The organism is Pseudomonas sp. S44, from assembly GCF_016624805.1.
Lineage (GTDB): Bacteria > Pseudomonadota > Gammaproteobacteria > Pseudomonadales > Pseudomonadaceae > Aquipseudomonas > Aquipseudomonas machongensis.
Genome location: NZ_JACVTY010000006.1, coordinates 102,029 through 122,894, shown reverse-complemented (window position 1 = coordinate 122,894; position 20,866 = coordinate 102,029). Strand labels below are relative to the sequence as shown.

18 protein-coding genes are annotated in these 20,866 nt (G+C 64.1%); 8 read left to right on the top strand and 10 right to left on the bottom strand.

The window, feature by feature from the left end; all coding sequences use genetic code 11:
- The first annotated feature begins 13 nt into the window (after nt 1-13).
- Nucleotides 14-1,069, top strand: a complete 1,056-nt coding sequence (gene mgtE, locus IAE40_RS07425; RefSeq protein WP_200602935.1) for a magnesium transporter — start codon at nt 14-16, stop codon at nt 1,067-1,069.
- Nucleotides 1,070-1,191: 122 nt separating this feature from the next.
- On the opposite strand, the gene IAE40_RS07420 is transcribed toward mgtE, so the two are convergent.
- Nucleotides 1,192-2,388, bottom strand: a complete 1,197-nt coding sequence (locus IAE40_RS07420; protein ID WP_112899435.1) for a class I SAM-dependent rRNA methyltransferase — start codon at nt 2,386-2,388, stop codon at nt 1,192-1,194.
- Between the two features lie 231 nt (nt 2,389-2,619).
- On the opposite strand from IAE40_RS07420, the gene IAE40_RS07415 reads away from it, so the two are divergent.
- Together IAE40_RS07415 and mutM are read left to right on the top strand one after the other, a co-directional pair.
- Nucleotides 2,620-3,438, top strand: coding sequence for an HDOD domain-containing protein (locus IAE40_RS07415; protein ID WP_172964843.1), 819 nt, complete (start codon nt 2,620-2,622; stop codon nt 3,436-3,438).
- Between the two features lie 3 nt (nt 3,439-3,441).
- Nucleotides 3,442-4,254, top strand: a complete 813-nt coding sequence (gene mutM / locus IAE40_RS07410; RefSeq protein ID WP_063541651.1) for a bifunctional DNA-formamidopyrimidine glycosylase/DNA-(apurinic or apyrimidinic site) lyase — start codon at nt 3,442-3,444, stop codon at nt 4,252-4,254.
- Nucleotides 4,255-4,295: 41 nt separating this feature from the next.
- On the opposite strand, the gene ggt is transcribed toward mutM, so the two are convergent.
- From ggt to IAE40_RS07390, 4 genes are all read right to left on the bottom strand, one after another.
- The gene (gene ggt / locus IAE40_RS07405; protein ID WP_200602934.1) at nt 4,296-5,978 is read right to left on the bottom strand and encodes a gamma-glutamyltransferase; all 1,683 of its coding nucleotides are present in this window, start codon (nt 5,976-5,978) and stop codon (nt 4,296-4,298) included.
- Nucleotides 5,978-6,229: a YfhL family 4Fe-4S dicluster ferredoxin gene (locus tag IAE40_RS07400; RefSeq protein WP_011531711.1), complete on the bottom strand. Its 252-nt coding sequence runs from the start codon at nt 6,227-6,229 to the stop codon at nt 5,978-5,980. Before IAE40_RS07400 ends, ggt begins: the two co-directional genes overlap by 1 nt.
- Before the next feature lie 155 nt (nt 6,230-6,384).
- Nucleotides 6,385-6,864 carry a pantetheine-phosphate adenylyltransferase gene (gene coaD / locus IAE40_RS07395; RefSeq protein WP_063541647.1) on the bottom strand — a complete coding sequence of 160 codons (480 nt, stop codon included), beginning with the start codon at nt 6,862-6,864 and terminating at the stop codon, nt 6,385-6,387.
- 129 nt (nt 6,865-6,993) lie between these two features.
- Complete coding sequence (locus IAE40_RS07390; protein ID WP_153773271.1) at nt 6,994-8,424, bottom strand: coniferyl aldehyde dehydrogenase; 1,431 nt, start codon at nt 8,422-8,424, stop codon at nt 6,994-6,996.
- 139 nt (nt 8,425-8,563) lie between these two features.
- Here IAE40_RS07390 and IAE40_RS07385 point away from each other — a divergent pair, with 139 nt between their 5' ends.
- Together IAE40_RS07385 and IAE40_RS07380 are read left to right on the top strand one after the other, a co-directional pair.
- On the top strand, nt 8,564-9,229 hold the full coding sequence (locus IAE40_RS07385; RefSeq protein WP_200602948.1) for a TetR/AcrR family transcriptional regulator: 666 nt from the start codon (nt 8,564-8,566) through the stop codon (nt 9,227-9,229).
- A 34-nt stretch (nt 9,230-9,263) separates the two neighbouring features.
- Complete coding sequence (locus tag IAE40_RS07380; protein WP_125931178.1) at nt 9,264-10,118, top strand: sulfurtransferase; 855 nt, start codon at nt 9,264-9,266, stop codon at nt 10,116-10,118.
- Nucleotides 10,119-10,130: 12 nt separating this feature from the next.
- Here the strand turns inward: IAE40_RS07380 and IAE40_RS07375 are convergent, their stop codons facing one another.
- The 5 genes from IAE40_RS07375 to IAE40_RS07355 all read right to left on the bottom strand — a co-directional run bounded on the left by IAE40_RS07375 (nt 10,131) and on the right by IAE40_RS07355 (nt 17,435).
- Nucleotides 10,131-11,123, bottom strand: coding sequence for a hydrolase (locus IAE40_RS07375; RefSeq protein WP_153773272.1), 993 nt, complete (start codon nt 11,121-11,123; stop codon nt 10,131-10,133).
- 63 nt (nt 11,124-11,186) lie between these two features.
- Complete coding sequence (locus IAE40_RS07370) at nt 11,187-13,904, bottom strand: M16 family metallopeptidase (protein WP_153773273.1); 2,718 nt, start codon at nt 13,902-13,904, stop codon at nt 11,187-11,189.
- Nucleotides 13,905-13,994: 90 nt separating this feature from the next.
- Complete coding sequence (gene rsmD / locus IAE40_RS07365; RefSeq protein WP_200602933.1) at nt 13,995-14,588, bottom strand: 16S rRNA (guanine(966)-N(2))-methyltransferase RsmD; 594 nt, start codon at nt 14,586-14,588, stop codon at nt 13,995-13,997.
- Nucleotides 14,588-16,087, bottom strand: coding sequence for a M16 family metallopeptidase (locus IAE40_RS07360; RefSeq protein ID WP_200602932.1), 1,500 nt, complete (start codon nt 16,085-16,087; stop codon nt 14,588-14,590). Before IAE40_RS07360 ends, rsmD begins: the two co-directional genes overlap by 1 nt.
- The gene (locus tag IAE40_RS07355) at nt 16,080-17,435 is read right to left on the bottom strand and encodes a M16 family metallopeptidase (RefSeq protein WP_153773276.1); all 1,356 of its coding nucleotides are present in this window, start codon (nt 17,433-17,435) and stop codon (nt 16,080-16,082) included. Before IAE40_RS07355 ends, IAE40_RS07360 begins: the two co-directional genes overlap by 8 nt.
- A 230-nt stretch (nt 17,436-17,665) precedes the next feature.
- Here IAE40_RS07355 and ftsY point away from each other — a divergent pair, with 230 nt between their 5' ends.
- From ftsY to ftsX, 3 genes are read left to right on the top strand one after another with little or no spacing between them, the layout of a single operon-like run.
- Nucleotides 17,666-19,174, top strand: coding sequence for a signal recognition particle-docking protein FtsY (ftsY, locus tag IAE40_RS07350; RefSeq protein WP_197890454.1), 1,509 nt, complete (start codon nt 17,666-17,668; stop codon nt 19,172-19,174).
- Nucleotides 19,171-19,842, top strand: coding sequence for a cell division ATP-binding protein FtsE (gene ftsE / locus IAE40_RS07345; RefSeq protein WP_011531723.1), 672 nt, complete (start codon nt 19,171-19,173; stop codon nt 19,840-19,842). Before ftsY ends, ftsE begins: the two co-directional genes overlap by 4 nt.
- Nucleotides 19,839-20,864 (top strand): permease-like cell division protein FtsX, encoded by a 1,026-nt coding sequence (gene ftsX, locus IAE40_RS07340; RefSeq protein ID WP_063541629.1) that lies wholly within the window; start codon nt 19,839-19,841, stop codon nt 20,862-20,864. Before ftsE ends, ftsX begins: the two co-directional genes overlap by 4 nt.
- Nucleotides 20,865-20,866 lie beyond the last annotated feature (2 nt).

Genomic DNA, 20,866 nt, shown 5'->3' with positions numbered 1-20,866 from the left:
TGGAGAACCTACCATGCAACAACCGACCGACACCCTCGCCGAATCCCTCGACCTGCGCCAGGCGGCCCAGGCCCGACGCGATCGACTCCTGCAGCACGCACTGTACGAAGACGGCAGCGCCGGTGCGCTGATGATCAGCGAGTACTCCAGCCTGGACAGCGGCCTGAGCGCGCGCCAAGCCATCGACATGCTGCGGCGCGAAGCCGCAGACGCCGAAACCATCTATCAATCCTATGTCCTCGATGCCCAGCGCAACCTGCTCGGCACGCTATCGCTGCGTGAACTGATCCTGGCGCCGCCCGACCAGCCGATCGAGGCCATCATGGTGCGCCAGGTGATCTGCGTGACCACGGCGACCCGTCAGGAAGAGGTTGCCCGGCTGATTGGCGATCACGACCTGCTGGCGGTACCGGTGCTCGATGAGCTGGGGCGGCTGGTGGGGATCGTCACCTGCGACGAAGCGCTGGATGTGATGGTGGAGGAGGCTACCGAAGACTTTCACAAGGGCGCATCGATCACCAATCACATCGGCAATCTCAAGGATGCAACCGTCAGCCTGATGTACCGCAAACGCGTGCTGTGGCTGGTGCTGCTGGTATTCGGCAACCTGTTTTCAGGTGCGGGAATCGCCGCGTTCGAGGACACCATTGCCGCCCATATCGCCCTGGTGTTCTTCCTGCCGTTGCTGGTAGACAGCGGCGGCAATGCCGGCGCCCAGTCGGCAACCCTGATGGTGCGCGGCCTGGCCACGGGCGAAGTGGTGCTGCGTGACTGGTTGCGCATGCTCACGCGCGAGTGCGGTGTTGCGCTTGCCCTGGGCGGGACCATGGCAGTGGCTGTCGCTTCGTTGGGGGTATTGCGCGGCGGCCCGGAAATCGCACTGATCGTGGCCAGCAGCATGTTGGTGATCGTGCTGATCGGCAGCCTCATCGGCATGAGCCTGCCATTCATGCTCAGTCGCCTGAAGCTTGACCCGGCGACGGCCAGCGGGCCGCTGGTGACCTCGATTGCCGATGCCGTGGGGGTGTTGATCTACTTTGGCATTGCGTCGATGGTGCTGGATATCTGAGGAGACGCTACGGGGCAGCAGCATTGCCGACTTCCCAGGGGCTTGCTGATTGCCGATACAAGTGTCAGCAATCATCGCAAGCCGTATGACTTGGGGCTGTAGACCAGCCCCGGTTGGGTGGGTCAGCTGTTGGGCAGCAACCGGCAGGTGATGCTCTTGATGTAGCGGGTCTCGGCGATCGCCGGGTGCACCGGGTGATCCGGCCCCTGGCCGCCGCGCTCGAGCAGTTGCAGGTTGCGGTCCAGGTGACGGGCGCTGGTCAGCAGGATGTTGTTCAGGTCGTCTTCAGGCAGGTGCATGGAGCACGAAGCGCTGACCAGGATGCCGTCCTTGTTCAGCATGCGCATGGCCTGCTCATTGAGACGACGGTAGGCAGCCTCGCCGTTCTTCAGGTCTTTCTTGCGCTTGATGAAGGCGGGTGGGTCGGCAATGATCACGTCGAAGCGCTCTTCCGCGGCCTTGAGCTCGCGCAGCGCCTCGAACACGTCGCCCTCGATGCAGGTCAGCTTCTCGGCGATGCCGTTGAGCGCGGCATTGCGCTCGACGCCATCCAGAGCGAAGCCCGAGGCATCGACGCAGAACACTTCGCTGGCGCCGAAGGCCCCGGCCTGCACGCCCCAGCCACCGATGTAGCTGAACAGGTCGAGCACGCGCTTGCCCTTGACGTAGGGCGCCAGGCGCGCACGGTTCATGCGGTGGTCGTAGAACCAGCCGGTCTTCTGGCCTTCACGCACCGGCGCTTCGAACTTCACGCCGTTCTCTTCCAGCGCGACCCAGTCGGGTACTTCGCCGTAGACAGTCTCGACATAGCGCTCCAGGCCTTCGGCGTCGCGCGCGGCGGAGTCATTCTTGAACAGGATGCCGCCGGGCTTGAGTACCTGCACCAGGGCTGCGATCACATCATCCTTGTGCGCTTCCATGGTGGCCGAGGCCAATTGCACCACGAGAATGTCGAAGAAGCGGTCGACCACCAGGCCCGGCAGCAGGTCTGAGTCGCCGTAGACCAGGCGGTAGCAGGGCTTGTCGAACAGGCGTTCGCGCAGCGACAGGGCGACGTTCAGGCGGTGCACCAGCAGCGACTTGTCCAGCGGCAGCTTGGCGTCGCGCGACAGCAGGCGCGCGCAGATCAAATTGTTCGGGCTCACCGCCACCACGCCCAGTGGCTTGCCGTTGGCGGCCTCGAGGATCGCCTGTTGACCCGCCTTCAGGCCTTGCAGCGGAGTGGCGGCAACGTCGACCTCGTTGCTGTAGACCCACAGGTGGCCGGCGCGCAGGCGGCGGTCGGCATTGGCTTTGAGGCGAAGGCTGGGCAGGGACATGACGTCGCTCCGGAAAAAAGAGCGGGAGTATACCGCGTTGGCCCGGGGTTCGCTGGTGGGGTGGATGAAGTGTCGGCCCCCTCGCGGCTAAAGTTAACCGTCCAGGGAACGATCCAGTGGTTGGTGCCCTGCAGGAGTACAGGGTTAGAATCTCTCGTCATTTCCGAGTGTGTACCCATGTCCCAGGAACTTTCCGCCGAACAGATCCAGCAAGCCTTGCAAGGCATCACCATCCCGCCGCAGCCGCAGATCATGGTGGACCTGCAGTTCGAGCAATACATGCCCGACCCGGACCTGGAGACGATCGCCAAGCTGATAGCGCAGGATCCTGGCCTGGCCGGTGCGCTGCTCAAGCTGGTGAACTCCCCGCATTTCGGGTTGGCCAACAAGATCGGCTCGATCCAGCGCGCCGTGAACCTGTTGGGCAGCCGCTCGATCATCAACCTGATCAATGCCCAGTCGATCAAGGGCGAGATGAGCGACGAAACCATCGTTACCCTCAACCGCTTCTGGGACACTGCCCAGGACGTCGCGATGACCTGCCTGACCCTGGCCAAGCGCACCGGCATCCAGGCGGTGGACGAGGCCTACACCCTTGGCCTGTTCCATGACTGCGGCGTGCCGCTGATGCTCAAGCGCTTCCCCACGTACATGGAGGTGCTGGAAGACGCCTACGCCAAGGCCGGCGAAGAGGTACGGGTGGTCGATACCGAGAATCGTGCCTTCAACACCAACCACTCGGTGGTCGGCTACTTCACCGCCAAGTCGTGGCGCCTGCCGGAGCACATCAGCGCGGCCATCGCCAACCACCACAACGCCCTGGCGGTGTTCCGCGACGAGTCTTCGCGCAACACCCAGACCCAGCTCAAGAATCTGCTGGCGGTGCTGAAAATGGCCGAACACATCTGTGCGTCGTACCGCGTGCTGGGCAACCAGAGCGTCGACCACGAGTGGAATGTCGTCGGGCCGCTGGTGCTGGACTACATCGGGCTGTCAGAGTACGACTTCGAGAGCCTCAAGCAGAATATCCGTGAAATGAGTGGCCACTGATCCATGCCTGAGTTGCCAGAAGTCGAGACCACGCGGCGCGGGATCGCGCCATACCTGGAAGGCCAGCGGGTCAGCCGCGTGGTGGTGCGTGACCGGCGCCTGCGCTGGCCGATCCCCGAGGATCTGGATGTGCGCCTGTCGGGGCAGCGCATCGTCAGCGTCGAGCGGCGGGCCAAGTACCTGCTGATCAACGCCGAGGTTGGCACCTTGATCAGCCACCTGGGGATGTCTGGCAACCTGCGGCTGGTCGAGCTCGGCCTGCCGGCGGCCAAGCATGAGCATGTGGACATCGAGCTGGAGTCGGGGCTGATGCTGCGCTACACCGACCCGCGTCGGTTCGGCGCCATGCTCTGGAGCCAGGATCCGCTTGGTCACGAGCTGCTGGTGCGCCTGGGGCCGGAGCCGTTGACCGACCTGTTCGACGGCGAGCGGTTGTTCCAGCTGTCACGCGGGCGGTCGATGGCGGTCAAGCCGTTCATCATGGACAACGCCGTGGTGGTGGGGGTGGGCAACATCTACGCCACCGAGGCGCTGTTCGCCGCGGGCATCGATCCACGCCGCGAAGCGGGCGGGATCAGCCGGGCGCGTTATCTGAAGCTGGCGATCGAGATCAAGCGCGTGCTGGCGGCGGCCATCGAACGTGGTGGCACCACGTTGCGCGACTTTATCGGCGGCGACGGGCAGCCGGGGTACTTCCAGCAGGAGTTGTTCGTCTATGGACGGGGTGGCGAGGCTTGCAAGGTGTGCGGGACCGAGCTGCGGGACGTGAAGCTGGGGCAGCGCGCAAGCGTGTTCTGCCCGCGCTGTCAGCGCTGATAGTCGTTCTGCGAACACCCATTTGCCGCCAGCTTTGCTGGTCACTCCAGCACTGCGGCCTCACCGACACCACGCGGGTCGCTGGCTGCCTCGAGCGTCCCGGCCCGTTTGTCCCAGTACAACACCTGCTGGTTCCCATAGCTGCGCTGCACGTCCTTGAGTGCGTACCCGCGTGCACGCAGCGCGGCCTTCTGCTCATCGTCGAAGGTGTTGGGCTCGTGCTCGATCACATCTGGCAGGTACTGATGGTGATAGCGCGGGATCGCTGGCCATTCGCTCACTGGTCGCCCTTCGAGGAAGCCGAGCATCGACAGCAGCACCATGCTCGGGATCCGGCTACCGCCGGGCGTGCCGAAGCTGGCGAACTGTGACGGGCTCTCGATGAAGCTTGGGCTCATGCTCGACAGCGGACGCTTGCCCGCGGCCACCGCATTGGCCTGGCTGCCGGCCAGGCCGTAGCTGTTGCTGCCAGTGGGGTCGGCGGCGAAATCGTCCATCTCGTTATTCAGCACCACGCCGCTGCCGGGTACGGTAAAGGCTGCGCCAAAGGGCAGGTTGACCGACAGTGTGGCCGATACGGCATTGCCCGCAGCGTCGATCACGCTGAAGTGGGTGGTGTGGTCGCCCTCGCGCCACGCGGGTGCGGGGGGCAGGGCGCTGCTGGGCGTGGCATCGTGCACGTCGATGCTGTCGGCAAGCCCGCTCAGGTACTGGCGCGCCAGGAGGCGGTTGATGGGATTGGTGACGTAGTCCGGGTCGCCGAGCAAGCCGCGATCGCGGTAGGCGCGGCGCAGGACTTCTACCACGTAGTGAGTGCGTTGCACGGGCTCTGCGCCCTGCCACGGCAGGCGCTGGAGCATCGCCAGGCTCTGGGCCAAGGCCACGCCGCCGGCAGACGGCGGTGGGCTGCTGATCAGTTCGCGCTGGCCTGCCAGCGGATAGCGCAGTGGCTGGCGCCAGGCCGTGCGGTAGCCTGCGAGATCGTCGAGGGTCCAGACACCGCCAGCGCGGCGCACACCCTCGACGAGCTTGCGGCCAACCACCCCGCGGTAGAAACCGTCCCGCCCCTGATCCGCCATCGCCTGCAGCGTTGCGGCCAGTTCCGGCTGGCGGATCAGGGTGCCCAGGGCAGGGACCTGGTTCTCGCGCAGGAACAGCCGGGCGCTTTCCGGGTCGTCACGCAGCGCGTTCAGGCGCATGGTCGCGCGATCGCGGTAGATGCGGTCGACGGCAAAGCCTTGGTTGGCGAGGCGGATGGCTGGCGCGAGGCTGTCCCTGAGCGGCAATTTGCCGTGGGTTGCAGCGAGGTCTGCCAGGGCCTGGGGCAGACCCGGGATGGCGGCCGCCAGCGCACCGTTGATCGAAAGCCCCTGCCGGACCTTGCCGTCTTCCAGGTACATGTCCGGGGTGGCGGCACCTGGCGCGCGCTCGCGGGCATCCAGGAAGCGGTAGTGCGCAGTATCGGACTGTTCGCGCAGCAGGAAGAAACCGCCGCCGCCCAACCCCGATCCATAGGGCTCGACCACCGCCAGCGTGGCGCTGATGGCGATGGCGGCATCGAAGGCGTTGCCGCCCTGTTCCAGAACTTGTCGCGCCGCTGCCGTGGCCTCGGCATGGGGGCTGGCTATGGCAGCGCGCCCGGGCCCGTCCGCCAGGGCGGCGGTAGCCAGCAGCGCCAGTGCGGCGCCGAGCAATGCGCGGCGAATCGCGGCGACGAACGGCATCAGGCCTTGCCGGTGATCCGGCGGTACTTGGCCATCAGCTCGTCTTCGGTTTCCGGATGGGCTTCATCCAGCGGGATGCAGTCGACCGGGCAAACTTGCTGGCACTGGGGTTCGTCATAATGGCCCACGCACTGGGTGCAGAGGTTCGGGTCGATCACGTAGATCTCTTCGCCTTGCGAGATGGCGGCGTTCGGGCACTCGGGTTCGCAGACGTCGCAGTTGATGCAATCGTCGGTGATGATCAGGGACATTGGGACTCCGGCCGGGGCTCGGCGCCCGGGCATGTATCAAAGCAATGGGCACAATTGTGCCGCATTAACGCCCGCAGTGCACGCGGGCGCGAGGCTTTGTCGCGCAAGTGCCGGTTGGCGACGTGGCGTACAAAGCCGAACTCAGGCCGCTGCGATCACTTTTTGAAGCGTACGGTCAGCGCCTCGGCCACCGCCGGGTGGACGAACTTGGTGATATCCCCGCCCAGCGCCGCAATCTCGCGAACCAGCGTCGAGGAAATGAACGAGTAGCGCTCCGACGGCGTGAGGAACAGGCTCTCGACGTCCGGCGCCAGTTGGCGGTTCATGTTCGCCAGCTGGAACTCGTACTCGAAGTCGGACACCGCGCGCAGCCCCCGCAGGAACACATTGGCGCCCTGCTCCTTGGCGAAGTGTGCCAGCAGAGAGGAGAAGCCGATGACTTCGACATTGGGCAGGTGCTTGGTGACCTCGCGGGCCAGCTCGACCCGTTGCTCCAACGGGAACAGGGGGTTCTTCTTGGGGCTGGCCGCCACGGCGATGATCACGTGATCGAACAACCGCGAGGCGCGCTCGACCAGGTCGCCATGGCCTTTGGTAATGGGGTCGAAAGTACCCGGGTACAACACTCGGTTCATCGCGTCATCCTGGCTGGAGTGCGTTGGGGAGTCGGATGGTAGCGCAGCGACTGCTGCCCGGCCAAGTCATGCGACCGGATGATGGCACTATAGACAGTGCGGCTATTGGCTGTCATGCACCCTCTGCGCTCAGCGGATGAACAGCTTGTATACCAGGCGCTGCAGGGCTTTTCCGTAAGGCGGGTAGATCAGCCGGGCGGCGTTGATGCGCTGTTTGGCCAGTACCGCCCTGGCCTTGCTGAAGGTCTGGAAACCTTCGCGACCATGGTAATGACCCATGCCAGAGGGGCCGATGCCGCCGAAAGGCAAGTCCTCCTGGGCGACGTGCAGCAGGGTGTCATTCAGGCATACGCCGCCGGAGTGGGTGTGCTGCAGCACACGCGCCTGTTGGCTGCGGTCGTAACCGAAGTAGTACAGCGCCAGCGGGCGTGGGCGCTGATTGATGTAGGCCAGCGCCTCATCCAGCTCGTCATAGGCGACCAGCGGCAGCACTGGGCCGAAGATCTCGTCCTGCATCACCTGCATGTCGTCGTTTACATCGAGCAGTAGATGTGGGGGCAGCCTGCGGCCCTGGCGCGGCTCGTCGGGGTACAGGTCGAGCACTTGGGCGCCTTTGTCATGGGCGTCGGCGAGCAGGCGTTCGAGGCGCTGCAACTGGCGCGAATTGATGATCGCGCTGTAGTCGGAGTTGTCTGCGATGCGTGGGAAGAGGCGCTGCACCGCCCGTCGGTAGGCCTGGGCGAAGTCGTCCAGGCGTTGACGCGGGACCAGCACGTAATCGGGAGCCACGCAGGTCTGTCCGGCATTGAGGGTCTTGCCGAAGGCAATACGCTCGGCGGCACTGGCCAGTGGCACGTCGTGGGAGACGATGGCGGGCGACTTGCCGCCCAGCTCGAGCGTGACCGGCGTCAGGTTGTGCGCTGCCGCGAGCATGACCTGGCGGCCGATGCTGGTGGCGCCGGTAAACAGCAGGTGATCGAACGGCAGACGGGCAAAGGCCTGGCCTACCTCGACCTCGCCCAGCACGACACTCACCAGGTCGGCGGGGAATACCTGCTCGAGTAACTGCTTTAGGGCTTCGCCAGCGCGCGGCGTGGCTTCGCTGAGCTTGAGCATGACCCGGTTGCCCGCTGCCAGGGCACCGGTCAACGGGCCGATAGCCAGAAACAGCGGGTAGTTCCACGGCACGATGATGCCCACCACCCCCAATGGTTGCGCCAGCACTCGCGCGCTGGCCGGCTGGAAGGCCAGGCCGACGCTGCGCCGGGCAGGTTTCATCCAGCGCCGAACATGGCGCTCGGCATGGCGCAGGCCCTGCACTGACGGCAGCAGCTCGGCCAGCAGGGTTTCATCGGCGCTGCGTCCGCTGAAGTCGGCATCGATGGCCTCGATCAGCACCTTTTGGTGTGCAACCAGGGCCTCACGCAGGCTCTTCAGCCACTGCATACGCTGCGCGGCCGGCGGCATGGGGTTGGCTGCGAAGGCCTGACGTTGTTCGGCGAACAACCGCTCGAGAACAAGGTCGGATGGCTCAAGAGGCATGGCTGTGGACGAACGCATGGCAGCTCCGCGCAGAGGGGCGAGTTGTTGAGCTTATACTCTAATCGGCCTTGATCTGTGAACGTCCGCGGGGTGCACCGCCCGTGGAATAAACCGTAAGATGGCTCGTCATCCGAAGCCCGCAGACCTGGATACCCGCATGGCCCCGCGCATGAAGACCCGTGAGCGCATCGTGCAAAGCAGCCTCGAACTGTTCAACCAGCAGGGCGAGCGCAGCGTCAGCACCAATCACATTGCCGCGTTCATGGAAATCTCTCCCGGCAACCTGTACTACCACTTCCCCAACAAGCAAGCGATTATCGCGTTGCTGTTCAGCCAGTACGAAGAGCTGGTGGACAGCTTCCTGCGCCCGCCCCAAGGCCGTGCAGCCACGGTCGAGGACAAACGCTTCTACCTCAAGGCACTGCTTGCAGCGATGTGGAACTACCGCTTCCTGCACCGCGATCTCGAGCATCTGCTGGAGAGCGATCCTGAGCTGGCCGCACGTTACCGGCGCTTCTCCCAGCGCTGCCTGCAGCAGGGCCAGGCGATCTATCGTGGCTTCGTCGAAGCGGGCATCCTGGACATGCTGCCGACCCAGATCGAGTCGCTGACCATCAATGCCTGGATCGTGCTCACCTCCTGGGTGCGTTTTCTCAGCACCACCCGCGAGCATTCCGCGCACCTGGGTGAAGAAGCCTTCAAGCGTGGGGTCTATCAGGTGTTGGTGTTGGAGCTAGGGTTCGTCACCGCTGGCTCCCGCGCTGCGGTGGATGCGCTATGCGATGAATTTCATGTTCCGTTCAACCAGGCCCTGGAACACTGATCCGGGCCTTTCGTGCCATCGATAGGAGATTGTCATGCCCCTTGCGCAACTGATCACCCCGCAGCAGCTGGCCGAGCGTCTGGACTCGCCGGGGCTGGTGATCCTCGACTGTCGCTTTGCCCTGGAAGACGTGGATTACGGCCAGCGCAGCTATGCCGAGGGGCATATCGCCGGTGCGCATTTCGCGGACCTGGAGCGCGATCTGAGCGGGCCTGTGGTCAAGGGGCAGACTGGGCGTCATCCATTGCCTGAGCCGCGCCGTCTGGTCGAGCGCTTGCGCGAGTGGGGCCTGGACAATGACAGCCAGGTGGTGTTGTACGACGACGGTCCCGGTGCCTTCGCTGCCCGCGCCTGGTGGTTGCTGGCCTGGCTGGGCAAGCGCAACGCGGTGTTCATCCTCGACGGCGGCCTCAAGGCTTGGCACGCGGCGCATCTGCCGCTGAGCCTGGATCCGCCGGTGCAGCGCGAGGGCAACTTCACGGGCGAGGCCGATGCGAAGCTGCTGATCGATGCCGAGCACCTGAACAAGCGTCTGGGCAGCGCCGACCTGACGTTGATCGATGCCCGCGCCTTGCCGCGTTTTCGCGGCGAAGTCGAGCCGATCGATCCTGTCGCTGGGCATATTCCTGGTGCGCAGTGTGCAGCGTTCACTGACAACCTGGGTGCGGATGGGCGTTTCCTGCCAGCCGAGCAGCTGAAACAGCGCTTCGCCGAGAAGCTGGCAGGGCGTGAGCCGGAGCAGCTGGTCGCCTATTGCGGATCCGGTGTGACGGCTTGCCATAACCTGTTTGCCCTGGCGCTGGCAGGATACCCGTTGGGGCGCCTGTATGCCGGGTCCTGGAGCGAGTGGATCAACGATTCCAGGCACGGTGTCGCCACTGGCGATTGAGGCAGCGAAGCGCTAGCGGCCCTCCAGCAGCCACTGCGGAATCCGGCGCTCAAGGTAGTAGCCCGGATTGCGCAGGCTGCCCTCTACAAAGCCCACATGTCCGCCGCGGCGGTGCAACTCGAAGTGCGTCTGCGGCGCCAGCTCCTGCGGTGCTGGCAGGCTGTGGTCGAACACGAACGGATCGTCCTGCGCGTGGATGATCAGTGTCGGTGTACGGTTTTCCCCCAGGTAATAGCGGCTCGAGGCGTGGCGGTAGTAGTCGTGGGCATCGCTGAAGCCATTGAGCGGTGCGGTTACTCGGCCATCGAAATCCCAGAAGGTCCTCAGGTTGCGTAGCGGCCCGAGGCGCTCCAGCGCAGCCAACCCTTCGTTGTGGCCCAAAGCCTGGAAGTGCTTCTGCTTGCTTTGCACGTAAGCCAGCATCTCGCGCATGAAGTGCGCCTGGTAGACCTTGCTGAAGCCTATGCCGATGCGATCGGCGCACTGATCCAGACGAAACGGCACCGACACTGCCACCGCTGCTTCAAGCTGGCTGGCCGAACCGCTTTCGCCCAGGTACTTCAACAGCACGTTGCCGCCCAACGAGTAGCCCACGGCATACAGCGGCGCCAGCGGTCGTTGCGCGCGCAGATGGCGGATGGTTTCGGCAAGATCTTCACTGGCGCCGGAGTGGTAGCTGCGAGCAAGCAGGTTCGGCTCGCCGGAGCAGCCCCGCCAGTTCAGCGCGACGCTGGCCCAGCCACGCGCCTGCAGCGCTTGCTGCAGGCCTTTTACGTAAGGGGAGTCGGAGGAGCCGGTCAGGCCGTGCAAGACCAGCACCAGCGGCGTGTCAGCTTGATGCGGGCCGTGCCAGTCCATGTCGAGGAAGTCGCCGTCGGCCAGCCACAGGCGCTCGCGGCTGCGCTCAAGTCTTGGAAGCCTGCGCCAGAGTGGGCCCCACAGTGTCTGCAGGTGAGGGTTTGACAGGCCGGTGGCTGGGCTGAAGGTTGCGGTGAGACTGGACATGCTCGGCGGCTCTTGGTGTGCCTGCCTAGAGTGCCACGAAACACCGCACCTGTGGTTGTGTTATCAGTCGGCTATTGGCAGTGCAGGCAGGGGCTGCTGAGCCACCTTGGGTCCGACGCAGGTCACGACACAACGGTTGCTGTCGAAGACCTGCCGAGCGACCGTCTGGATTTGTGTTGCCGTGGTTTGCGCGAGTTGTTCCTGGTAGCGCTGGAAATGATCCGCCGGCAATCCGGATGCGTTGATCTGTGCCAGCAGGTCTGCAAGCTCTTGGTCGTCGGCGAGGGTGCGCAACAGGTCACCGCACAGTTGGCTGCGTGCCAGCTTCATCTCGAACTCGCTTGGGCCTTGCTCGATGAAGCAGCGCAGCACGAGTTTGACGAGATCGATGGATGCTTGCAGATAGTGGGGCTTGATATCCCATTCGACGAGCAGCACCAGGGCGCCACGGTAGTCGTCGAAGTAACTGCGAATGGCGTAAGTGAGGGATCGCCGTTCGCGCAGTTCGGATACCAGGCGCGACTCGAAGCTGGCGCCCAGAATCTGGTTGGCCATGGTCAGCGCAGGAAACTGCTCATCGCCGGGCTGGATTTCTACCGCAAACGCCAGGCTGACCTTTACGTTGTCGGTGTCTGGGTTATTGCTTGGCTGTTCGATGTGCAAAGTCCTGGCCTGGTTGTATGGCCGGGCTTTTTCCAGGGCGGGAAGCGCAAGCTGGGTAATCGGCAGGGCCTGGCAAAGGTCGTTGACCAGTGTTTCGGCGTCCTCTCGAGACAGGTCCCCGGCCAAGGTGATTTCCAGGTTTGCGGCGCAGTAGGCTCGTTGGTGAAAGTCCACTATCTGCTGTCGGCTGATCGTCATGACACTGCTCGTAGTGCCATGACTGTCCCGCGTGTAAGGGTGGCTGTCATAAACGTTACGAAGCCTTTCCACCTTGAGCCGGTGTTCAGGTTTGGCTTCGCGACGGCGTAGATAGTTGATTAAGCGAGTGCGTATGCCTTCTAGCGCCGTGGCCTCGAAGCTCGGACGCGCACTCATGGCAACCAGCAACGCCACGGCTTCCTTGTAAAGGCCGTTGGTGAATGGGCTGCGCAGACGCAAGATGGCGTCGTCGTGCGTCACGTTGTGTTCGAGTGTGGCACCAAGCGACTTGAGTTGACTGGCTAGCTGCACGGCATCCAGTTGGTCACAACCCTGGTTGAGCATATACAGCGTCATTGCGGCCAAGCCGGGCGTGTCGCCGTCATGATAGGCCCCAGCCTTGAAGCGTAGTTGCAGGTCGACTGCAGGAGCACCTTGTACCGGAACGAAACACACCTTGCTGCCCAGCTCGGTATGCCACTGCTGTATTTCCTGAACTGGGGTGTCCAGGGCAGCCTCTGAAAGGCCTTGTGCCGAGGTCAGGCCGGACAGGTCCAGCGCAGCGCTACCAGTGGGCAAGTCGACGCAAGTCAGTACGGGAGTCTCTATTACCGTTGCCTCGGGCGCGCACATATGAGTGACGGTAAGGCGTTCACGGGTGAGGTAGGTCTTGATCGCGAGCTGGATGTCCTGCTCGGTGAGCGATGCCAGGGTCTGAAATTCATCATGCAGCTGCGTGGGGTCCAGGCCGCCGATCACTCTCCAACTGAGCGCATCTGCCTGGCCGGTGAGGTTGGCCTGGGCTTCTGCGTGCTGCGCCAGCAGGTGCAGCTTGGCATCTTCGATCTGCTGCGCGGTGAAGGGGGTCAACTGGAGGCTTTTGATGATGTCCAAAACCGCCTTTTCGGCGCTCGCTGGTGTGTTGCCGGGTGCGACATAGCCAGAGAACGTCAGCAGAGTATCGCCGCGCACCTGGTATTCATAGGACGGGCCGACGCCTATCAGGACCTGCCGTTTGCGCACCAGTTTGTCATGCAGGAGAGACGCCGCACCTCTGCCCAGCAATTCCGCGACAATTCTCAAAGCGTGCACGCTACGGGGCGACTCTGCCGTTGCCAGGCTTGGCACATTGAAGGACATCAGCAGGCCGTCGCGCAGGTTGGGCAGTGTCAGTGCCTGTTGGCGGTACGCCAATTGCTCAGGATGGCGAGGCGTCTGGGTCGGTTGCAGGGGGATGGCCTCGCAACCTGCGAAGTGCCGCTGCACCCATTCTTCGAGACGAGCCAGTTCGATGTCGCCAACGACTACCAGGGTGGCGTTGTTGGGGGCGTAATAATTCCTGTACCACGTGCGAATCGTGATAAGGCTCATGTCTTCGAGGTCTTGCGGGTCGCCGTAGTTGGGAGTGGCGTAGGGGCTGGTTTGGTGAGCAAGCTGTTTATGGCTTTCGAGGGCCTGTTGTACCGGCTGATTGTCGATTTTCAGTCGACGCTCATCGCGTACTGCGGTCTTGGCCTTTTCAAAGGCTTCGCCACCAAGGCGAGCATTGATCATGGCGTCGGCCATGATCTCCAGGCCTACCTCCAGGCGCGAGGCGGGCAGGGTCATCCTGTAGACCGTTGCATCGTTGAATGTAGAGGCGCCGCCGGTGCCGCCCAGCCAATTGATTATCCGAAGGTACTGGCCGGCTGCGAGTTTGCCGCTGCCCTCGAACACCATGTGCTCGATCACATGGGACAGATTGCTATGGCTTGGCGGTTCGTGGCTGGAACCCACGTGATAATGAAGCTGTGCACAAACAAGCGGGCTACGTTGATCACGCTGGAGGTAGACCTTCAGGCCATTCTCCAGGCGAAAGTGCTGTAGCGGCGTGCTTGGCGGGGTGATCAGGTTGGTGGGTTTGACAGTGGATGCTGGCATCGTCGAGCTGCTCCGGCGGGGTTTGAGAGCGGAGCAGCTTCGATCAGAGTACTTGCCGACAGGTGTTATCTATATCTGGCGCTCATGGTGTCAGCCACGCTGCCACAGGGCGTAGTTCACCTGACCCGTTTTCTTTTCCCGGTGCAAGCGCCAGTTGCCGGGCATCGGCAAACTGGAGGGCGAGGCTTCGCTTTCGGTATAGATCCAGGCCTGTTCTCGCAGCCATTGATGCTCTTCCAGCAGGTTGCAGACGTCTGCCAGCAGGTCCTTGTGGAAGGGCGGGTCGAGGAACACCACATCGAACTGCTGCTTGGCGGGGCCGCCGAGATAGCGCAGGGCGTCGGTCTGCAGGATCTGCCCGCGGGGGCAGCGCAGCAATTCGAGGTTGTGCTTGAGGTTGGCGATGGCTGCAGGGTTGCTGTCCAGTGCCACCGCATCGTCGGCGCCGCGCGAAAGGGCTTCGAGCACCAGTGCGCCGCTGCCGGTGAAGGCGTCCAGCACACGGGCGCCTTCGATGTAGGGGGCCAGCCAGTTGAAAAGGGTTTCACGCACGCGATCGGGTGTCGGGCGCAGGCCTTCGCCCTCGGGCACCGCCAGGCGACGGCTGCGCCACTCGCCGGCGATGATGCGCAGATGCCCAGCTCCCTTGCTTTGGGGCTGGGCGGGGTTGGAGGGTCTTGCCATCAGTGCTCCGGTACGCCGAGCGGTTGCTCGGAAGGTTTGTCTGTGGGCGGTGGCAGCGGCTTTTGCGGCACGCTCGGGCCTGCGGTGACGATCACCAGCTTGTCCACCGCCAAGTGCTTGTTCATCGCCGCCTTGACCTGCTCGACGGTCAGCGCCTGGGATTGTTGCATGAAGTCTTCGAGCCAGGTCAGCGGCAGGTTGTAGAAGCCGATGGCGCCCAGTTGGCCAACGATGCTCGCGTTGCTGGCATTGGAGAGCGGGAAGCTGCCGGCCAGCTCACGTTTGGCATCGTCCAGCTCTTGCTGGGTCGGGCCGTTCTTCAGGTAGTCGGTGAGGATGTCCTGGACCAGCTTGAGCGTGCCTTCGCTGAGTTCGGCGCGCGTCTGCAGGTTGATCATGAACGGGCCGCGCACCTGCATCGGGCTGAATACCGAGTACACACCGTAGGTGAGGCCGCGTTTTTCACGCACTTCGCTCATCAGGCGCGTGCCGAAGGCGCCGCCGCCGAGGATCTGGTTGCCCAGCGACAGTGCTGGCCAGTCAGGGTCCTGGCGAGTGATGCCCAGTTCGGCGAGCATCAGGTGGGTCTGCTTTGACGGGAAATCGATATGAGTCGCGCCCGGCTTGGGCTCTGCTGGTTCGCCAGGGCTGGCCAGTGCCGGACCCTTGGGCAGGGTGGCGGAGAGCTGCGTCGCGATGGTTTCGGCTTCACTGCGGCTGAGGTCGCCGACCAGGGCGATCACGGCATTGCCGGCAGCGTAGGCCTTGGCGTGGAAGTCGCGCAGTTGTGCCTGGCTGATACCCGGGATGCTTTCGGCGCTGCCGTCGCTGGGGTGGGCGTAGGGATGGCTGCCGTAGAGGTTGGCGAACAGCGCCTTGCCGGCCAGCTTGCCAGGGTTCTGCTTCTCGTACTCGAAGCCGGCCAGCAGCTGGTTCTTGATGCGCTTGAGGGCATCTTCGGGGAAGGTCGGCTTGCCGACCACGTCGGCGAACAGTTTCAGCGCCGGGTCGCGTTTGTCCGGGGCGCTCAGGCTGCGTAACGAGGCGATGGCCATGTCGCGGTACGAGCCGTTGCCAAAGTCGGCACCGAGCCCCTCGAAGCCTTGGGCGATCGCGGTGACGTCCTTGCCGGCCACACCCTCGTTGAGCATGGCGTTGGTCAGGGTGGCCAGCCCGGAGACGTTGCCGTCCTGGCTGCTGCCTGCGGCGAAGGTCACGCGCAGGTCGAACATCGGCAGCTCGCGGGCTTCGACGAACAGGACCCGCGCGCCTTCGGCGGTGGTCCAGTTCTGGATGTTCAGCTGGCGTCGGCTGGGGGATTTGCCGTCGAGCTCTGCCAACGACTGCAGCGTGTTGGCCGGGCGGGCGGCGTTGCTGTCGGCCTGGCCGGCGGCATTATCCGATTGCGCCGGGCGGGCCAGCAGCAGGGCCAGCGCCACGATCGCAGCCAGGATGCCGAGGCCGAACAGGGTATAGCGGGGGGCGCTGCGATCACTCATGAGCGGACTCCTCGGGCAGAACATGGGCAACGCTCAGGCGTTCGCGGGTGAAATAGGTGCGTGCGGCGTCCTGGATGTCCTGTGGAGTGACGCGCTTGAGGTCGTCCAGCTCGCTGTCGATCAGCTTCCATGAGAGACCCACGGTTTCCAACTGACCGATGGTGGTGGCCTGGCTGCTGATCGAGTCGCGGTCGTAGACCAGGCCGGCGATGACCTGGGCACGCACGCGCTCCAGTTCTTCTGCAGTGGGTGGCGTGTTCTTGAGCTCGTCCAGCAACTGCCAGACGCCCTTCTCGACGTCGGCGAGGGTTTTCTGCTTCTGCACGTTGGGGGTGGCGGAGATCAGGAACAGGCTGTCACCCCGGGTGAAGGCGTTGTAGCTACTCGAGGCACCGGCCACCAGCTCCTGGCCGCGCTCGAGGCGTGCCGGCATGCGCGCACTGTAGCCGCCGTCGAGCAGCGCCGAGATCAGGCGCAGGGCCTGGGCGCTGCGTGGGTCCTTGGCAGTGGCCAGGCCTGGGACGTTGAAGCCGTAGATCAGGCTGGGCAGTTGGGTGCGTACGTGAAGAGTGAGCTGGCGCTGGCCGGGTTCGGCCAGTTCCAGTGGCAGTTTGGCGGGAGGAATGGCGCGTTTGGGGATGGCGGCGAAGTACTTGTCCGCCAGGCCCTTGACCTCATCGACGGTGACATCGCCCACCACCACCAGCGTGGCGTTATTCGGTGCGTACCAGGATTCGTACCAGTGGCGCAGTTCCTCGACCTTCATCCGCTCGAGGTCGGCCATCCAGCCGATGGTCGGTGTGTGGTAGCCGCTGGCCGGGTAGGCCATGGCGCGGAACAGTTCGAAAGCCTTGGCGTTGGGCTGGTCGTCGGTACGCAGGCGGCGCTCTTCCTTGATGACTTCGATTTCACGACTGAACTCGTCGGCCGGCAGGCGCAGGCTGGCCAGGCGGTCGGCCTCGAGTTCCAGGGCTACCGGCAGTCGGTCGCGGGCCAGCACCTGGTAATAAGCGGTGTAGTCATCGCTGGTGAAGGCGTTTTCCTCGGCGCCGAGGTCGCGCAGGATGCGCGAGGCTTCGCCCGGACCGACCTTGGCGCTGCCCTTGAACATCATGTGCTCAAGCGCATGCGATAGACCGGTCTGGCCTGGCGTCTCGTAGCTGGAGCCGACCTTGTACCAGATCTGCGATACCACCACTGGCGCGCGATGGTCTTCGCGCACTACGACCTTCAGGCCGTTGTCGAGGATGAATTCGTGGGTCGGTTGCGTATCGGCGGCCAGGGCCGCAAGCGGCAGGCAGAGCGTGCCGAGCAACAGGCCAGCGGCGCGGCGGGCTAGAGCATTCATACGATGGATAACCTGTACGACGGCCCGCGGGGTTTAGCGTAGGCGGGCCAGGAGGTGCTAGGATACTGATCCGGTTGCCTGGCGACCATGCCTGTCGCCGTTCTGGCCCACAGGACACTACGACAAAACGTTGCGCATGAACCAGCCGGCTTCAAGAGAGTCTGTTCTGCGTATAGAGAATTCCCGATGCCCAATGATGGTGCATCGCTACCCTGAGATAGCCGTCTTCCATGTTTGGTTCCAACGACGACAAGAAAGCGCCGGCCGAGGCCGGTGAAAAGAAAGGCCTGTTCGGCTGGTTTCGCAAGAAGCCGCAGCAACCTGTCGCCGAACAGCCGCAAGCCCCCGAGCAGCCCGTTAACGAGCCGGTAGCGCCAGCCACGCCCGTCGAGCAGGCCGTTGTCGCTCCGCTCGAGCCGGTTGCCGCCGATGCGCCGGTTGTGCCAGATGAAGTGCCGCCGTCGGTAGAGGCTTCCCAGGCCATACCTGCGCAGCCCGTCGAGGTCGAAATCCCGGCTCCGGTGGCTGAGGCCCCGGTGGCTGCGCCGGTCAGCAATCTGGTATTGCCTGTCGCCGAGGAGCCCGTGGCGCTGGTCCCTGACCTGGAACCGAGCGAACCGCCAGTCATTCCCGAGCGCCCTGTCGCGATCCCTGAGCCTGTGGCCGCGGTTGTCGTCGAGCCTGAGCCGGTGGTTGTCACGCCCGTGGCCGAGGCGCCTGCGCCTGCACCGGTGGAGCCTCAGCCCGAGCCTGCCCTTGTCGAGCCAGAACCCGTGGTTGCCGTGGTTGCCGCTGCCGAGCAGTCCAAGCCCGGCTTCTTCGCCCGCCTCAAGCAGGGCCTGTCCAAGACCAGTGCCAGCATTGGCGAAGGCATGGCCAGCCTGTTCCTGGGCAAGAAGGTCATCGACGACGACCTGCTCGACGAGATCGAGACTCGCCTGCTCACTGCCGACGTAGGCGTCGAGGCCACTTCGCTGATCGTCCAGAATCTCACACAGAAGGTTGCCCGCAAGCAGTTGGCAGACGCCGATGCACTGTACAAGTCGCTGCAGGAAGAGCTGGCCGCGCTGCTGCGTCCGGTCGAGCAGCCTCTGAAGATCGAATCCCAGAGCAAGCCCTATGTGATCCTTGTCGTCGGCGTGAACGGCGCAGGCAAGACCACTACCATCGGCAAGCTGGCCAAGAAGCTGCAACTCGAAGGCAAGAAGGTCATGCTCGCTGCCGGCGATACGTTCCGTGCGGCTGCGGTAGAGCAGTTGCAGGTCTGGGGCGAGCGCAACCAGATCCCGGTGATCGCCCAGCACACCGGTGCCGATTCGGCCTCGGTGATCTTCGATGCCGTGCAGGCCGCCAAGGCCCGTGGCGCCGACGTGCTGATCGCCGACACCGCCGGACGTCTGCACACCAAGGACAACCTGATGGAAGAGCTGAAGAAGGTCCGTCGGGTCATCGGCAAGCTCGACGCTGACGCGCCGCACGAGGTCCTGCTGGTGCTGGACGCGGGCACCGGACAGAACGCCATCAGCCAGGCCAAGTACTTCAACCAGAGCGTGGAGCTGACCGGCCTGGCCCTGACCAAGCTGGACGGCACTGCCAAGGGCGGTGTGATCTTCGCCCTGGCCAAGCAGTTCAACCTGCCGATCCGCTTCATCGGGGTCGGTGAGGGTATCGACGATCTGCGCACCTTCGAGGCCGAACCCTTCGTCAAAGCCCTGTTTGCCGAGCGTGAGCACCCATGATCCGATTCGAGCAGGTCGCCAAGCGCTACCCCAATGGCCATGTCGGCCTGCATGAGCTGAGTTTCCGGGCACGCCGGGGCGAATTCCTGTTCGTCACCGGCCACTCCGGCGCGGGCAAGAGCACCTTGCTCCGCCTGCTGCTGGCGATGGAGCGCCCGACCAGCGGCAAGCTGCTGCTGGCCGGCCAGGACCTGGGTCAGATCAGCAATGCGCAGATCCCGTTCCTGCGCCGCCAGATCGGCGTGGTGTTCCAGAACCACCAACTGCTGTTCGATCGCACCGTGTTCAACAACATCGCGTTGCCGCTGCAGATCCTCGGGCTGTCCAAGGCGGAGATCGCCAAGCGCGTGGATTCGGCGCTGGAGCGCGTGTCGCTGTCGGACAAGGGCGAGCTGTTCCCCGCTGACCTGTCGACCGGGCAGCAGCAGCGCGTGGGCATCGCCCGTGCCATCGTCCACCAGCCGGCGCTGCTGCTGGCGGACGAACCCACCGGTAACCTCGACCCGCGGCTGGCCGCAGAGATCATGGGCGTGTTCGAAGACATCAACCGCCTGGGCACCACGGTGCTGATCGCCAGCCACGACCTGGCGCTGATCGCGCGCATGCGTCACCGCATGCTGACGCTTCAGCGCGGACGACTGATCGGCGATGGGGAGGCCGGACAATGAGCACTACGCGTACGCCAAAGGTTTCCGAGCGCGTTGCGCCCAAGGCCGCCGACCCGAAGCCGGAAAAACAGCGTGGTGGCCATGATGACGATGGTCCGGATTTCCGCACCCTGTTGAACGCCTGGCTGGAAAGCCATCGCGCCAGCCTCGCCGACAGCCTTCGCCGCCTGGGCAAGCAGCCAATCGGCAGCTTCTTCACCTGTCTGGTGATGGCAGTGGCACTGAGCATGCCCATGGGCCTGTCGCTGCTGCTGAAGAACGTCGAGAAGCTTGGGGGTTCCTGGCAGCGCGCAGCGCAGATTTCGCTTTATCTCAAGCTCGATGCGGGTAGCAAGGAAGGAGAAGCGCTGCGCGATGAGATCAAGGGCATGCCCGGCGTGGCCGAGGCGACCTACGTCAGCCGCGAGCAGGCGCTGCAGGAGTTCCAGCAGCAATCCGGCCTGGGCGAGGCCTTGCGCGAGTTGCCCGACAACCCGCTGCCCGGCGTGGTAGTGGTGACCCCGACCGAAGTCGACAAGCCGGCGCTCGAAGCCTTGCGTCAGCGCCTGTCGGAGTTGCCGCGGGTCGAAGTGGCTCAGTTGGACCTGGTCTGGGTCGAGCGCCTGGCGGCGATCCTCAAGTTGGGTGACCGTTTCGTCTTCGGCCTGGCGGTCATGCTGATTTCCGCACTGCTTTTGGTAATTGGTAACACAATTCGGCTGCACATCGAGAACCGCCGTGTCGAGATCGAAGTGATCAAGCTGGTCGGCGGTACCGACAGCTACGTGCGGCGCCCCTTCCTCTACATGGGAGCCTTGTACGGCCTGGGTGCGGGCGTGTTGGCATGGGGCATCCTGGCGTTTGGCCTGAACTGGCTGAACGACGCGGTTGTCGGGCTTTCCGGGCTGTACAACAGTGACTTCGCCCTGGGCGGGGTACCGGGGTCCGATGGTCTGTCACTCTTGATTGGTGCGGTGCTCTTGGGGTATATCGGTGCTTGGATTGCGGTCGCTCGCCACCTGAACGAGCTTGCACCGCGATAATG

Excerpts from the sequence above, each read along its gene's own strand:
- ftsY (WP_197890454.1), top strand. The coding sequence starts at position 17,666 with ATGTTTGGTTCCAACGACGACAAGAAAGCGCCGGCCGAGGCCGGTGAA.
- IAE40_RS07400 (WP_011531711.1), bottom strand. The coding sequence starts at position 6,229 with ATGTCCCTGATCATCACCGACGATTGCATCAACTGCGACGTCTGCGAA.
- IAE40_RS07390 (WP_153773271.1), bottom strand. The coding sequence starts at position 8,424 with ATGCGTTCGTCCACAGCCATGCCTCTTGAGCCATCCGACCTTGTTCTC.
- ftsX (WP_063541629.1), top strand. The coding sequence starts at position 19,839 with ATGAGCACTACGCGTACGCCAAAGGTTTCCGAGCGCGTTGCGCCCAAG.
- coaD (WP_063541647.1), bottom strand. The coding sequence starts at position 6,864 with ATGAACCGAGTGTTGTACCCGGGTACTTTCGACCCCATTACCAAAGGC.
- IAE40_RS07375 (WP_153773272.1), bottom strand. The coding sequence starts at position 11,123 with ATGTCCAGTCTCACCGCAACCTTCAGCCCAGCCACCGGCCTGTCAAAC.
- IAE40_RS07385 (WP_200602948.1), top strand. The coding sequence starts at position 8,564 with ATGGCCCCGCGCATGAAGACCCGTGAGCGCATCGTGCAAAGCAGCCTC.
- IAE40_RS07355 (WP_153773276.1), bottom strand. The coding sequence starts at position 17,435 with ATGAATGCTCTAGCCCGCCGCGCCGCTGGCCTGTTGCTCGGCACGCTC.
- mutM (WP_063541651.1), top strand. The coding sequence starts at position 3,442 with ATGCCTGAGTTGCCAGAAGTCGAGACCACGCGGCGCGGGATCGCGCCA.
- mgtE (WP_200602935.1), top strand. The coding sequence starts at position 14 with ATGCAACAACCGACCGACACCCTCGCCGAATCCCTCGACCTGCGCCAG.
- IAE40_RS07380 (WP_125931178.1), top strand. The coding sequence starts at position 9,264 with ATGCCCCTTGCGCAACTGATCACCCCGCAGCAGCTGGCCGAGCGTCTG.
- ftsE (WP_011531723.1), top strand. The coding sequence starts at position 19,171 with ATGATCCGATTCGAGCAGGTCGCCAAGCGCTACCCCAATGGCCATGTC.
- rsmD (WP_200602933.1), bottom strand. The coding sequence starts at position 14,588 with ATGGCAAGACCCTCCAACCCCGCCCAGCCCCAAAGCAAGGGAGCTGGG.
- IAE40_RS07360 (WP_200602932.1), bottom strand. The coding sequence starts at position 16,087 with ATGAGTGATCGCAGCGCCCCCCGCTATACCCTGTTCGGCCTCGGCATC.
- IAE40_RS07420 (WP_112899435.1), bottom strand. The coding sequence starts at position 2,388 with ATGTCCCTGCCCAGCCTTCGCCTCAAAGCCAATGCCGACCGCCGCCTG.
- IAE40_RS07370 (WP_153773273.1), bottom strand. The coding sequence starts at position 13,904 with ATGCCAGCATCCACTGTCAAACCCACCAACCTGATCACCCCGCCAAGC.
- ggt (WP_200602934.1), bottom strand. The coding sequence starts at position 5,978 with ATGCCGTTCGTCGCCGCGATTCGCCGCGCATTGCTCGGCGCCGCACTG.